The 14449-nt window shown below is 69.1% G+C and carries 9 protein-coding genes and 1 tRNA gene; 6 read left to right on the plus strand and 4 right to left on the minus strand.

All coding sequences use genetic code 11. From position 1 onward, the window contains the following. Positions 1 to 5: 5 nt before the first annotated feature. Both ACFYRU_RS11220 and ACFYRU_RS11225 read right to left on the minus strand, forming a co-directional pair. Entirely contained in the window at positions 6 to 488 is a 483-nt protein-coding gene (locus ACFYRU_RS11220) for an FHA domain-containing protein (protein ID WP_387656053.1), read from the minus strand. A 10-nt stretch (positions 489 to 498) separates the two neighbouring features. Further along, positions 499 to 1338, minus strand: coding sequence for an FhaA domain-containing protein (locus ACFYRU_RS11225; protein ID WP_387656056.1), 840 nt, complete (start codon positions 1336 to 1338; stop codon positions 499 to 501). A gap of 170 nt (positions 1339 to 1508) precedes the next feature. On the opposite strand from ACFYRU_RS11225, the gene ACFYRU_RS11230 reads away from it, so the two are divergent. From ACFYRU_RS11230 to ACFYRU_RS11245, 4 genes are all read left to right on the plus strand, one after another. After that, positions 1509 to 1592, plus strand: a tRNA-Leu gene (locus ACFYRU_RS11230). Between the two features lie 200 nt (positions 1593 to 1792). Next, a complete protein-coding gene (locus ACFYRU_RS11235) occupies positions 1793 to 2548 on the plus strand; it encodes an ABC transporter ATP-binding protein (protein WP_387656059.1) in 756 nt (251 codons plus the stop codon). After that, positions 2533 to 4368: a hypothetical protein gene (locus tag ACFYRU_RS11240; RefSeq protein ID WP_387656061.1), complete on the plus strand. Its 1836-nt coding sequence runs from the start codon at positions 2533 to 2535 to the stop codon at positions 4366 to 4368. Before ACFYRU_RS11235 ends, ACFYRU_RS11240 begins: the two co-directional genes overlap by 16 nt. Positions 4369 to 4657: 289 nt before the next feature. Next, on the plus strand, positions 4658 to 5629 hold the full coding sequence (locus tag ACFYRU_RS11245; protein ID WP_387656064.1) for a helix-turn-helix domain-containing protein: 972 nt from the start codon (positions 4658 to 4660) through the stop codon (positions 5627 to 5629). A gap of 87 nt (positions 5630 to 5716) precedes the next feature. On the opposite strand, the gene ACFYRU_RS11250 is transcribed toward ACFYRU_RS11245, so the two are convergent. Continuing rightward, complete coding sequence (locus tag ACFYRU_RS11250) at positions 5717 to 9376, minus strand: S8 family serine peptidase (RefSeq protein WP_387656067.1); 3660 nt, start codon at positions 9374 to 9376, stop codon at positions 5717 to 5719. A 133-nt stretch (positions 9377 to 9509) separates the two neighbouring features. Between ACFYRU_RS11250 and ACFYRU_RS11255 the strand changes: the two genes are divergently transcribed. Both ACFYRU_RS11255 and ACFYRU_RS11260 read left to right on the plus strand, forming a co-directional pair. After that, positions 9510 to 10316 carry a PrsW family intramembrane metalloprotease gene (locus ACFYRU_RS11255; protein ID WP_387656069.1) on the plus strand — a complete coding sequence of 269 codons (807 nt, stop codon included), beginning with the start codon at positions 9510 to 9512 and terminating at the stop codon, positions 10314 to 10316. A gap of 267 nt (positions 10317 to 10583) precedes the next feature. Then, positions 10584 to 11702 carry an endonuclease gene (locus tag ACFYRU_RS11260; RefSeq protein ID WP_387656072.1) on the plus strand — a complete coding sequence of 373 codons (1119 nt, stop codon included), beginning with the start codon at positions 10584 to 10586 and terminating at the stop codon, positions 11700 to 11702. Positions 11703 to 11737: 35 nt separating this feature from the next. On the opposite strand, the gene ACFYRU_RS11265 is transcribed toward ACFYRU_RS11260, so the two are convergent. Continuing rightward, positions 11738 to 14401, minus strand: coding sequence for a hypothetical protein (locus ACFYRU_RS11265; protein ID WP_387656075.1), 2664 nt, complete (start codon positions 14399 to 14401; stop codon positions 11738 to 11740). Positions 14402 to 14449: the final 48 nt, after the last annotated feature.

The following is a 14449-nucleotide window of genomic DNA, read 5'->3' on the forward strand; positions in this document are numbered from 1 at the left end:
CAGGCCTACTTCGCGATGTTCAGCGTCGTCCGGCCGATCCGGATCGAACCGCCGATCTCGGCCGGGACCGGGCGGGTGACCCGCTGACCGTCCAGGTACGTGCCGTTGGTGGAGCCGAGGTCCTCGACCCACCACTGGCCCTCGGACTGGAACAACCGGGCGTGCCGGGTGGAGGAGTAGTCGTCGTCCAGCCGGATCCGGCAGTCCGACCCGCGGCCGATGATCACCGGTTCGTCGACCAGCGACGCACCGACCCCGGCCTGCGGTCCGTCCGCGATCGTCAGCGACCCGGGCAGGCCCTTGCGCTTCTTGACCGGCTTCGCGGGTTTCGGGGTCCGGGTGTTCTGCGGTACGGCGGCCGCGGCGGCCCGGCTGTCCACCTTCGCGCCGAACAGGTCGGACCTGATCACGGACAGCACCGCGAGGACGAACATCCACAACAGGGCCAGGAACCCCAGTTTGATCAGGGTCAGGGTCAGTTCCGACATGGAAGGTCGATCACCACCCGCTGCTCGGCGGCTGGGCCATCGGCTCGTCCGCCAGACGCAGCGTCATCGTCGTGTTGCCGATCCGGACGGTGGACCCGTCGACCAGCTCGGCCTCGGTGGACCGACGGCCGTTCACCAGCGTGCCGTTGGTGGAACCAAGGTCGACCAGCACCACGCGGATACCACCGGGGCCCTCCGGCATCAGCCGGATCTCGGCGTGCCGGCGGGAGACGCCGGGGTCGTTGATCTGGATGTCCGCGTCGGTGCCGCGGCCGAGCACCACGCCGGGCGGGTTGACCGGGCGGCGGCGGCCGTTCACCTCGAGCATCACCTGCGGGTGGCCGCGCCGCGGCGCCGGCTGCTGCGGCGGTGGCTGCTGGTACTGCGGAACGACCGGCGGCGGGTTCGGCGGCACGTAGGGCTCCTGCTCGTAGGGCTGGGGCTCGGGCTGCTGGTACTGGGCCGGGCGCCGCTGCGGCGTCCCGAGCGTCTCGCTGACCACCCGGAACTTACCGGTCGGGAGGTCGTCCTGCTGGACCAGCTCGATGTCGATCGGCCCGGAGAACGTGTACCGCTGGATGTCGGCGTGGTCGCGGAGCTCGTTCGCGAGCTCGTGGTTCAGGGTCCGGCCGTAGGCGTTCAGCCGCTCGAAGTCGTCCGGTCCCAGCTCGATGGTGAAGTGGTTCGGCACCAGCCGGCGGTCCCGGGACAGGATCCGCGCGGTGTTGTCGATCTCACGCTTGAGTGCCGCGGCCAGCTCGATCGGCTCGACATCACCCTTGAAAGCGCGCGCGAAGACACCGCTCACAATGCCTTCCAGGCGTCGCTCGAAGCGCTGTAGCGGTCGCACGCCTCCTCCTCCACGGTCGGTACGCCATCAGTTGTCCACCGGTCAGGCGGACACACCGGGTACGACGATCGATCGTATCGGGAGGTTCGACCGAACCCGCAATGTGAAGCACCGGTACATCCCGTGCTACTGTTCCTTCTCGTCGCCAGGAGATCATCTCAGGCGGCAGCGCGCGGGTGGCGGAATAGGCAGACGCGCACGGTTCAGGTCCGTGTGCCCGAAAGGGCGTGGGGGTTCAACTCCCCCCTCGCGCACAGACAAGGCCCCGGTCGATCACGATCGGGGCCTTTCGCATGCCCGACCCGGATTTCCTTCTTTCGGATGATCTTGCCAGTTGGTTAGTTTCTTGGCGGACGATCCGGCTCCGGATCACTGTGCTGGCCTGATGGGTGATGCGGTGGGTCAGCCGATGGAGTGACGCGGGGCGCCTGGTGTCGATGAAAGAGTTCTCGGCATGGAGCAAGCATTGGAACTCGAGCGCCTGACGAAGGTGTTCGGGGCACAGCGGGCGGTCGACGAGCTGAGTCTGAGCGTGCCGGCCGGATCGTTCTTCGGGGTGCTCGGGCCGAACGGGGCCGGGAAGACCACGTCGTTGTCGATGGCGGTCGGGCTGCTGCGGCCGGACGGCGGGACGGCCCGGATCTTCGGGGCCGACGTGTGGCGCGAGCCGGTGCGGGCGAAGGCTCTGGTCGGGGTGCTGCCGGACGGGCTCGCGATGCCGGAGCGGCTGACCGGCCGGGAGGTGCTCACCTACCTCGGTCTGCTCCGCGGGCTGCCCGAGGACGAGGTACAGCGGCGGGCGGCCGAACTGCTCGAGGTGCTGGAACTCGACCACGAGGACGACAAGCAGGTGATCGGCTACTCGACCGGGATGCGGAAGAAGCTCGGGCTCGCGGTCGCGCTGCTGCACGCGCCGCGGCTGCTGGTACTGGACGAGCCGTTCGAGGCGGTCGACCCGGTGTCGGCGGCGACGATCCGGACGATCCTGCATCGGTTCATCGCCGGTGGCGGGTCGGTGGTGATGTCGAGTCACGTGATGGCGCTGGTCGAGCAGTTGTGTGACCGGGTCGCGGTGGTCGCGGACGGGAAGGTCGTTGCCGCGGGAACCGTTTCCGAGGTCCGCGCGGGCGGCAGCCTGGAGGACGCGTTCGTGTCGCTGGTCGGCGCGTCGACGCGCGGAGCCGAGGGGCTGACGTGGCTCTCGCACTGACGTACGGGACGTCGCACACGCTGGTCCGGATGCGGCTGGCCACGTTCCGGCACGCTCTCCGGGACCAGTTCCGCCGGTCGTGGATCGTCATCGGGGCGCTCTTCGGGCTGGCGCTCGCGGGCGGCACGATCTGGGTCGCGGCGGCGGGCAAGGACGACGTGCTGGTCGTCGTACTCGGGGTCTGGATGCTCGGGTGGATCGTCGGGCCGCTGTTCGCGGGCGGTGGTGACGAGACGCTCAAGCCGGAGTACTTCACGATGATGCCGCTGCCGCCGCGGACGCTCTCCACCGGTCTGTTGGTGGCTGCGCTCGCGGGCGTCGCCCCGGTGATCAGTCTGATCGCACTGGTCAGTGTTGTCGTTGCGAGCGGCAGCGTCGTTGCAGGGCTCGTCGCTGTGCCTGCGGTGTTGCTACAGCTGCTCTGCTTCGTCCTGGCATCACGGCTCGCAGTTGCGGTGTACGGCGTGCTCCTGCAGGTACGGGCGGGTGCGGTGATCGCTGCGCTCGTGAATGCGTTCATCCTCGCGTTCACCGCGCAGGGGTGGGCGTTGATCGTGGCGTTCGTGTCCACGGACCTCCAGGGCACGCTGGCGAAGGCTGCTCGGATCGCGCCGTCTGGTTGGGGTTTCGAGGCGGTACAAGCAGCAGGGCGTGGTGACTGGCTGCAAGTCGTCGGCCTGTTGCTGGCGCTCGTCGTACTCGCTGTGGTGATGCTCTTCGCGTGGTCGGCGCTGCTGGTACGCCGTACGACGGCTGCTCGGGCAGGGGGCAGACCGCGGCGGCTCTTGGCTGCCAAGACGGCACAGGGTGCTGCGGCTGCCAAGGAGCTCCGCTCGTGGAGCAGGGATCTTCTGTACGGCTACAAGGCCGTCTTCTCGATCGCTTACGGGTTGTTCTTCTGTCTGATGCCGTTGGCGATCGGGATGCGGGGGATGCTGCCGTGGGCCGGTCCGGCGGCTGTGGTGATGGCCGGCGCGATGAGCTCGAACCTGTACGGCGCCGACGGCACGGCGTACTGGGCGACGCTGATGGCGCCGGGCGGGAGCCTGCCGGACGTACGGGCGCGGCAGCGGGCATTCCTGCTGGTGTTCGGGCCCTCGATGCTGCTGGTGACCGTGCTGCTGACGTGGTGGTCAGGCGTGACGAGCGCGTGGCCGTTGGTGCTGAGCGTCCTGCCGGCGTTGCTCGGTGGTGCGGCCGGGCTTGTCGTCGCGTGCTCGGTGTACGCCGCCGTACCGACGACTGATGCGCACAAGCGGTCCGGTAACTCGCTCAACTCGGGTGAGAACGAGGGCGAGACGATGGGCATCGCCTACGTGATGCTCGTACTCGTCGCGACGACCTGCGCGCCCGCGTTGATCGTGGCGCTCTTCGCGGGGTGGTGGGGTGTTCCGGTCGGTCTGCTGTCCGGGGCGCTGGTCTGGTGGTACTTCGGACTCGTCGCAGCTCGCCGGCTCGACAAGCGAGGGCCGGAGCTCCTCACGCTGCTCAGGCACGGGCGATCGCCCGCGGCGCAGGCCAAGAAGACCTCGGGCCTCGATGCACTCCCGAAGTGGCGTCGTACGCTGGCCGGGGTTTGCCTTGGGTTCGGGGCGATCCCGTTGTTCCCGCAGTCCGTCGTACCGGCCATCTTCAAACTGACCGGGAGCCACAGCACCAAGTCATGGTTCCTGGCCCTCTACCTGGACGGACCGTGGCCGTGGGTCGTGATCGTTCTGATGGCCACGCTCGGCTTGTCGATGTACGCCTACGGCGGCCTCACCTACTACTACGCGAAAAAGCACGCTCCGGGTGTACAGCCCGCGGTAGTCGGAGGGTAGGGGAGCCGCGGTGTTTGCCGGTGCGGGTGGTGGTGGCGAGGGCGCGGTGGTTGCGCAGCATCCAGATCGCGACGACGGCCGCGGCGATCAGGCCGGCGATTCCGGCGTAGTCGGTCATGTTCATCATGCGTCTCTTCTCCAGGGCGGTTCGCTGGGCGGCGGCGAGTTCCGCTTGACCCGAAAGTGACGGGTGCTCACTCAGGTCGTGATGGCACGGCTGGGTCATGGCGCTTTCGTGTCATAGGGAAAGCGCTCGCTTCCTGATCGGTAAGGCTGTTAGGTGGGGGGCATGCACGACGGTTCGCTGCTCGACGCGCACGAGGAGCGCACCTACCGGCTGCTGGTCGGGTTGTCCGCCGCGCGGGCCGCGGAGCTGGCCGAGGTCGCCGAACTGCCGCCGCAGGAGGCCGACGAAGTACTGCAGCGGCTGCAGGCGAAGGGACTCGTGTCGGTCCAGGGAGCCGAGGAGCCGGTGTTCCGGCCGTTGCCGCCCGATGTGGCGTTCGGTACGACGCTGCTGCGGCGGCAGGAGTCGCTCGAGGCGGCCCGGCAGACCGTGGCGGCGCTGAGCGAGGAGTTCCGCGCGAGTGCGAGCCGGCGGGACGCGCATCACCTGGTCGAGGTGATCATCGGCGCGACCACCCTGCGCGAACGCCTCCGCGACCTGCAGAACTCGGCCCGCGAGGAGATCCTCTGGTTCTGCCGCGCGAATCCGCTGGCGATGCAGGGCGCGGACAACACCGAGGAGTACGGGGCGTTGTCGCGTGGGGTCCGCTACCGGGCGATCTACGAGCGCGCGCTGATCGAAACCCCCGGCGAACTCGACTCGATCGCCGAAGGGGTCAGCTGGGGCGAGGAGGCGCGCGTGGTGCCGACGCTTCCGGTCCGCCTCGCGATCGTCGACCGCTCCACGGCCATCTGCCCACTCGTCCGGGACGACGAGACCGTAGGCGAACCGTCCGCAGCGATCATCAACCAGGGCCAGCTCCTCGACGCCCTCCTGGCCCTCTTCGAAAGCTACTGGGAGTTCGCCACCCCCGTACGCCTCCAACCCGGCCCGGTGGAGCCCGAGGGCCTCGACGACTCCGAACGCCTGCTCCTGTCGCTCCTGGTAGGCGGCGTCCCCGACAAGTCCATCGCAACCCAACTAGGCATCAGCCGCCGAACAGTCCAACGCCGCCTGGACCGCCTGATGGCCCTAGCAGGCGTAGACACCAGAACCGGCCTGGCCTTCCAGTCGGCCAAGCGCGGCTGGCTCTAGTTGCCGGAGGCACCGATAGCGGGTTGTTTCGCCACTGGCGCGTTGTAACACGCCGGCGCCGAAACAACCCGCCAGCCGACGATCAGGTCAGCGGATGCCGTACGCGCGGATCACCGTCTGGGTGATCTTTGCGCCGGTCGGGGCGGTGGCCTCGATCTTCAGGGAGACGGTGTCGTGGGCGTTGGGAACTGCGGCGGCGTAGTGGCCCAAGGCGCCCACCACGGCCAGTCGTTGCCAGGTGGCGCCCTCGTCGTAGGAGGCCCAGGCCTTCAGGGAGTTGGCTCCTGGGGACTCGAGGCCGATGACGTGGGTTCGGGTGGGGACGCGGCCGGACAGGTCCACCGGGATCTTGTAGTTGAGTTGCTGGAGGGCCAGCGGTACGGACTTGTCGTCGGGCTGTTTCGCGGAGCGGAACTCCCAGGTGGTTTGCGTACGGGTACCCCAGTTCCACTCGCCGTCTTCGTCGACGCGGGCAGTGGACACGTCGAGTTTGTACGCCGCGTCGCCGCTGGTGGTGACCACATCGGCCCACGCGTTCGGCAGCGACGCCACAACCTGCCCGTCGCGGGAGAGGGTCGCCGAGGACGACGTGGTCTCGCCGCGGGTGTAGTGGCCGGCGGCGTCCACGAACGTGGGGATGCGGAAGGACAGCCGGTCGCCGGTACGGGTGGACGGTACGCCGGGAGCCGCCGCCGGGCGGACCACCGGGCCGAACCAGGTCTCGTCAGACTTGGTCGCGCGGTAGCTCTGCGGCAGTGACGTCATCCCGCCGCTCAGCGGGTTCATCGAGTCCCATGTGTACAAGTGCGACACCCGATGCTGCCAGAGCGAGTCACCCGACGTCACCCACTCCTCGCGGACCTTCGGCGTCTCGACGAAGCGCTGCGAGTCGTTCCAGGAGTACTCCTGCCACGGCCGCCACCCGAACCGCTGCTCCTTGGCCCAGTTGAACCCGCCGTTGTCGGCGTACCGCGTGGTGATCCGCGCGCTGTTCGCTGCCGTCACCTTGTAGTCGATCTTCGCCGGGATGAAGCCGGACGAGACCTGCTGGACGTCGTACAGGTACGGGCTGGAGGTGGTCAGCGTCAGGTCGATGGTCGCCAGGCCCCGATGCGCACGCGCGATCAGCGCCTGACCGTCCTGGTAGGTGGTGACCATCGCCGGGATGGGCTCGCGGTCGCCGGTCGGTTGCCACACCGTCCACGCCGACCAGTCGGCCGGCCGCACCAGGATGATGCCTGCGGCGCCTGCGTCTGCTGCTGCCTTGATCTGTTCTTCCTCGTCGTCCGCGGGAATTACCACTACGGCTCCTCGTACGGCGGTGAGCGACGAATCTGCGTACACGAGGGGGAAGCGGCGTTTGCCGTCGAATGCAGGGGATCGGTGCAGGAGGTTGATGTCGAGGGCGGCTGGGGTGCCTGGGTGGGTGGCGGGGGTGGTGGGGATGCCGGGGACTGTTGCTTGGACCATGGGGGCGACCAACTGCCAGCGGGAGGAGAACTCGAAGGTGCCGTCCTTGACCGGCTTCGTCGGGGTGACGTTGACCTGCTGGACGGTGCTGAAGTGCATCACGCCGTGGCTGATCGAGCGGCCGTTGCCGTACACGCGGTGTACGTAGTAGCTCAGCACCGCCTGCTGCTCCGACGGCTTCGGCGTCTCGATCGTGATCGGGACCGCCTTACGCGCGTCGATGACGATCTCGGTGTCCTTGTCCACCACGATGTTCGGGTCGGTGAAGAGGCTGGCCTGCTCGTTCTGCGGGTCGTTGTTCTCCACCAGCGAGTGCAGCAGGTATGTACCCTCCTCGACCTCGGCCGTGTACGTCTGCCCGTCCCCGATCCAGCCGAGTACGTCGGACCGCGAGTTGTCGCCGTACAACGACACGACCGGCGACCCAGTGGGCTGACCGTCCAGTCCGACCGCGCGCAGCGTGACCTTGTGCTTCGGTCCGGACCGCAGCGCGCCGACCGCCGTGTGCGTCACCGTGCCGTCGGTGCCGGTGGCAACGATCCACCCGCTGTACTGACCCCGGCCGAGCTTGGCCGGATCCAGCGACAGCGGTACGTCGGCGGTGCCGTTCGCGGGGACCGTGACGCTCGCGGGGATGCTGAGGCCGTCGGTCACCGGCTTGCCACTGTCCAGGTTCGTCACCTGGACGGACAGCGACAACGTGATCGCCGCACCGGAGTCGTTCCGGTACGTGATCGTCCGCGTGCCCGGATCGGCTGACGTCTGCAGACCGAAGTCCGCGACACCGCTGGCGGTCACCTTCTGCGCGACCGCCCGGGTCAGGTCGACCCGCCCGGCGCCCTGCTGATACACCGTCTGGCCAGGCTGGGTCTTCGCCGTACTGACCAGCGCGTTCTTCAGCTGGCCGGCCTTCCAGTCCGGATGCTGCTGCGCGAGCAGGGCGGCGGCACCCGCCACGTGTGGCGTCGCCATCGAGGTACCGGAGGCGGCGGTGTAGAGCTCGTCGACCGGGTCGCCCATCGCGGTGCCGGCGGCACGGGCGGCGATGATGCCGACGCCGGGCGCGGTGATTTCCGGCTTCAGGCCCGAGTCGCCGAGGCGCGGGCCGCGGCTGGAGAAGTCGGCGAGCTTGTCGTCACGATCCACCGCGCCGACGGTCAGCGCGGCCGCGGCGGCGCCCGGCGTACCGACCGACTCGTCCCGGCCCTCGTTGCCCGCGGCAACGACGAAGAGGGTCCCGGTCTGTGCAGTGATGTCGTTCACGGCCTGGCTGAGCGGATCGGTGCCGTCGGTGGCGTCACCGCCGAGACTCATGTTCACGACCTTGGCGCCGGCGTCCGCAGCCCATTCCATCCCCGCGATGATCCATGAGTCGTACCCGTACCCGTCGTCGCCGAGCACCTTCCCGACCAGCAGGTCGGCCTTCGGCGCGACACCCTTCCGGGTACCACCCGCGCCCGCGCCGGTCCCGGCGATCGTCGCCGCGACATGGGTGCCGTGGCCGAAGTGGTCCTCGGTACCGCTCGGGCTGCCCGAGAAGTCCTGGCTCTCCTTGACCTTGCCCTGCAGGTCCGGGTGGGTCGCGTCGACGCCGGTGTCCAGTACGGCGACCTCGACGCCCGAGCCTTCGTACCCGGCCTTCCACGCGTCCGGCGCGCCGATCTGCGGAACGCTCTTGTCCAGGACGGGCTTGACCTTCCCGTCGAGCCAGATCTTTGTGACGCCGGCGTTCAACGAGCGGACACCGACCGAGGGCTTCAACGACTTCCACAGCGCGGGCAGTTGGTCCTTCGCCGCCTCGACGGCGCGCCCGCCGATCGACGGCAGTTGCCGCGTGGTCGTCGTACCGGCGAGGTTCGCCGCGGCGCGGAGACCGGGGGTGTCCTTGACGATCAACGGGAGCTCGTCGGCCGCGCCGTACCCGTCGGCGATCAGTTCGTCGACGTCGAACAGGTTCACGTCCAGGACGCCGCTGGAGATGTACGGCACGGCGTCGCTCGGCAGCACGCGGAGGCCGCCGTCGGCCTCGACGGTGTGGAACGAGACGCCTTCCCGCCCGGCGGCCGGGCGGACCGTGGCGGCTTTGCGGCCGTTGCCGGCGTCGGTCACCTGGACCACGTCACCGGTGATCAACGTGACCGTGGCGGAGCCGTGGACCGAGTCGTGGACGGCGTCGCGGGTGGGTGGCGGTGCCGCGGCGGACGGGATCACCGTCGCCGCGCCGAGGGCAAGCACCGCCGCTGTGGTGAGCGCGGCGATGCGTCGGGGGGAAGACATAGGCGGATTCTCCTTCGGGCGGCCGGACAGCCTTCGGTCAGAGTTTGCAATCCGGTCACGGGAATCTGCCCTGTCCATCACTGCCGTCCCTGCGACATGGCGCAACCGCGCCACAACCGGCAGCATTCGCACCATGACCGCACAACAGTTGGCCCGCCGCTGGGGCTGGATCGGCACGTTCGTGATCGGCGGTGGGCTGTACCTCGCGGTGCTGGCCGTGCTGACCGACACCGGGAACCCGAACCTGTTCCCGACGATGATCCTGCTCGGTGCGCTCGTGGTGCCGCTGACGTTCGTGACGTTCGCGGCCGGGCGGTCCGGGCGCTGGCTGATCGACGGGCCGACGCTGGGCGGTTGCCTGCTGTTCGGGGGTGTGGTCGGCGTGGTGGTCGCGGGTCTGCTGGAGTACGACGCGATGCGCCGGCTCGGGACGCTGCCGATGGTCGGCGTCGGCCTGATCGAGGAGGCGGCCAAGCTCGTCGTGCCGGCGGTCCTGGTGGTGTTCTTCGGGCACCGGTACCGGACCTCGATCGGCCGCGGGATCGTGATCGGCGTTGCCGTCGGCACCGGCTTCGCCGTCCTCGAGACGATGGGGTACGCGTTCGTCGCGCTGCTGCAGTCCGGCGGGAACGTCGGCGCCGCCGAGCAGACGCTGTTCATCCGCGGCCTGCTCTCCCCGGCCGGCCACGCCGCCTGGACGGGCCTGACCTGCTGGGGCCTGTGGCGGTTCGTGATCGAGCCGACCGGCCGGCACTTCGCCGGGTTCCTCGGGATGTACGCGGTCGCCGTCGCACTGCACACCGCGTGGGACGGCATCGGCGGCCGGATCACGTACGCCGTCGTCGGCGCGATCTCGATCGGCCTGCTGCTGTACGGCCTGAAGCGGGCGCAGCGCGCCGACCTGGCCCCAGCAGGGTATGGACAAGACGTGTCGAAATGAGTACGGTCCGTAACTGCGTCCCGCCTGACGCCACCGTGTCGTGAGGTACCGCCCGCCAGTGGTACCTCGCAGGCAGGTGGGCAGAGCAGGCCGCGGCGGTACGTCACGGCCTGATGGGGGCCCGCCTGCCCAGGTGGGGTGCTGAGGGACACTCACTCCTTCAGCGCCCCACCGGTTCAAGTCTTCACCTGGTGTTTGTTAGGCCGCCCGGGAAGCTGGGCAGACTGACCTGCATCCATCGGTCCCCACCCGCCCCTGGGAGTAGCCGTGCAACGACTCTTGCGTCCGGCGCTGCTCGTCACCGCCGTACTCGCGCTCCTCGGCTTCGGCATCACGCCGTCGAACGCCGCCACCTCTATAACGGTCGCCACCGCGATCGGCAGGCAGGACAGCTCGACCGCATCGGTCACCGGGTACGTCGTCGGTCAGCCGACCGCGACCAGCACCGTTGTCCGCAGCAACTTCCCGAACGACTACGCGCTGGCGCTCGCCGACTCGGCGTCCCAGACCAGTACGTCGGCGATGCTGTACGTGCAGATCCCGGACGCATTCCGGGCGTCGTACGGTCTGCAGAGCAACCCGAGCCTGCTCGGCCAGCAGATCACCGTCACCGGCACGCTGACGGCGTACTTCTCGCATCCCGGCCTGAAGAACGCGACCGCCTTCACCGGTGGTGGCGGCAGTTCGGACCCCGGTGATCCCGGCGACTACTACGCCGCCGCGGCGGGCAAGACCGGCGCAGCACTGAAGTCGGCGCTGCACACGATCATCTCGCAGCAGACCAAGCTCACCTACGACCAGGTCTGGGACGCGCTGAAGGTCACCGACCAGGACCCGAACAACAGCAACAACGTCATCGAGGTCTACTCCGGCCGCTCGATCGCGAAGAGCCTCAACGGCGGCGGCGTCGACGACTGGAACCGCGAACACGTCTGGGCGAAGTCGCACGGCGACTTCGGCACCACCACCGGCCCCGGTACCGACCTGCATCACCTGCGTCCCGAGGACGTCACCGTGAACTCGGCCCGCGGCAACCTCGACTTCGACAACGGTGGTACGGCGGTTGCCCAGTGCGCCGGTTGTACGGCCGACTCGGACTCGTTCGCGCCGCGGCCGGCGGTTCGTGGTGACGTGGCCCGGATGATCTTCTACATGGCCGTCCGGTACGAAGGTGACGACGGCTTCGCGAACCTGGAGCTCGACGACCAGGTCAACAACGGCACCGCGCCGTACATCGGCAAGCTCTCGGTGCTGAAGGCCTGGGCGGCGGCCGACCCGCCGGACGCGTTCGAGAAGAACCGCAACGAGGTCATCTACAGCCAGTTCCAGCACAACCGGAACCCGTTCATCGACCACCCCGAGTGGATCAGCTCGATCTGGCCGTAAACAGAGAAGGGGCCGCGCCGCGGGGGCGCGGCCCCTTATCCGTGTCCGACCTGCTGACCGACTGCGGGCGTCTTCGTCGTGGTCCCCGGGCGCTCGGCGGCCGGCAGTTGCGGCGCTGTGCCTGCCTGGGCCAAACCGGCCTGCGCGACCGCGAAACCGAAGCGGTCCTGCACCCACTCCCGGAAGCCCGGGTCGGCGATCCGGACCCGCTGGTCCTTCTCGGTCAGCAGTCCCATCGAGATCAGCTTTTCCTTCGCACCGTCCAGTGCCCAGGCGCGCGGCCCACGCGGCTCGGTGCGCGTCGGGATCAGCGCGCCCTGGGAACCGTGCGAGACGGCTCTGCGCAGCATCTCCTTCATGTCGTTGCTGCAGTTGAACCAGGCGGCGTCGTACAGCCCCTGCGACCGGACGTTCAGCCGCCTGGCCGCGGCCGTGGCGTTGTCCGCCGTGATTCCGACGGCCGGGTCCGCGAGCTTGAGTGCGCCGGCCGTGAGGATCCGCAGCCGCGTCGGGTTGCCTTCGGCGGCGGTCACCAGCTGCTCGATCGCCGCCGGCTCGTAGCGGACGCCGGCCGCGGCGAGCGGGCCGGTCAGCGCCGTGCGCAGCTGATCCTTGCTCAGCGGCAGGACCTTCCGGACGTCGATCTTCTCCGGTTCCCGGTTCTCGGTACCGGCGATGCCCGCCGACGCAGTCCGCAGCCGGGCCTCGGTCTCCTCGCCGCCGGCGCCGACCAGGAACATCGGCCGGCCCTGCTCCCGCAGATGTGCCGACAGGCTGACCAGCGTGGCCATGTCGTCCCAGCCGGCCTTGTGCTCCTTCTGTGCCGCGGCGTCCAGGTTGTCCACCATCAGCAGGATCGGGTTGCCGTGCCGCTCCGCCATCTTGCCGAGGTGCTCGCCGAGCTCGTTGAGCGTCGTCCCGGAGTCCCTGGCGACGCCTTCCCACGAGGTGTGCACAGCGGCCCTGGCCACGCCCGGAACGCCGCCCCGGATCTGCATGGTGTTCATCGAGCTCCGGGTCCGGACCGCCATCTTCTTCAGGATCTCGCGCAGCTTCTTGACGTCCTCGGGCGGGTACTGCGCCTCGAAGGTGTCCAGCTGGGCGCGGACCCCCCGGATGATCCGGGCCTCGATCGGTTCCCGGCGCGATGCGCTCACCCGGACCGAGATCCAGCCCTCGGCGTCGGCCATCGACTGCGTCTTGTCCAGCTCGTGGCTGGTACCCATCCCGGGCGGCCCGGTGAACAGTACTGTCGTGCCGTCCGGAACCCGCTGGGCGAGGGAGATCGGGCCGTTGTCGTCGAAGCGTTCGATCGGGCTCATCAGCGCATCCGGCATCCCGAAGACGCGGTTGGCGATCTCTCGCTCACCGATCGCGCTGACGATCGCCTGGCCGGGCTCCGGCGGGTCGAGGACCTGCCCGAACTGTGGGTACGCGGTGGCCTCTTGCGTCTTGTTGTTGACCAGCCAGACCCGGAATCCCTCGTCGGGGATGCTGACGACGCCCGCGCCGTGCTCCCGCAGCAGGCCGCGGGCGACGAGTTCCTGCCGGGCCTGGTCCATCTCCTGCCACTTGCCGTCGCCGGCGTCCTGCATGGCCGTCGGCATGTGCAGCCCGCCGGGACCCACAACCGCCACGTCCGTCAGCAGGGTCTTCTGGGCGTCGGTGGTCTGCTTCTGGCTCCAGGCGGCCGGATAGGTCCGGCCTTCCCGGCTCCGCACCCACGCGCGGATCGCCACTGTCGCCGCGTCGGCGGTGATGCCGCGCTGCGGGTCCCGATAGCCGAGCGCTGCGTCACCGAGCTCGCGCAGCCGGCCGGGGTCCCCGTTGGCCGCGTCGACCAGGCGGTCGACAGCGGCGAGTTCGTACGGGATGCCTTCAGCGTCCAACGGATCCGTCAGGGCCGGCCGGAGCTCGGCGTCGGACAGCGGTCCGAGTTCGCGGATGTCGAACGGGTTGGTGATCGTGGTGGCGATGCCACCCATCCGCCGGGATGCCCGCATCAGCGCGTTGGTCGTTTTGCCACCACCGGCCACGATCAGCCAGATCGGTTTGTCGAGTTGGCTCAGGTGCAGCGCGAGGTCGTTCAGCCCGGCCTGGTCGATGCTGCCGGCGGTATCGACGTTGTCGACCATCAGCAGGATCGGCGTGTCGTCGGCGTCGGTCAGCCGGCCGAGCTCGGTCGCGAATTCCTCCAGGGTGGCGCCGAGCTTGTCGTACGGCGAGGTGTCCTCCTCGCGCTTGTAGACGAGCTCGATCGGGAATGCGCCGCCGAGGCCGCGCAGTTCGAATCCTCTGCGCGTCTTGCGACCGCTGCGGACCAGGTCGTTGACTGTCCTGCGGAGTTTGCGGAGGGGGTCGGGACGCAGCCGGGACAGCAGCTTGCCGCCCCTGGTGGTCGGCGTCTCGCGACCGAAGCGCTGCCGGAGCGGGTCGAGGTTCTTCGAGATCACTTCGGCCAGGTGGACCTCGAGCGGGGTGTCGGCGGACGCCGAGATCCGCAGGGTGGTCCATCCTTGGTCCTTGGCCAGCTCTTCGGCCTGACGCAGCTCCGAGGTCTTGCCCATCCCGGCGGGGCCGGTGAACAGGATCGCCTTGCGCTCCGGCAGCTCCGGTTCGATCGAGATCGGGTGGCCGAGCCGGTCGAAGCGCCGAACGAAGTACGCCGGGCGCTGTTCGCTCCCGAAGACCTGGCTCATTCGACCAGCCTGCGGACCGTAGCCGTCGGTGACACTGTCGGTGAGTTA

This window comes from Kribbella sp. NPDC004536 (genome assembly GCF_042873835.1).
Lineage (GTDB): Bacteria > Actinomycetota > Actinomycetes > Propionibacteriales > Kribbellaceae > Kribbella.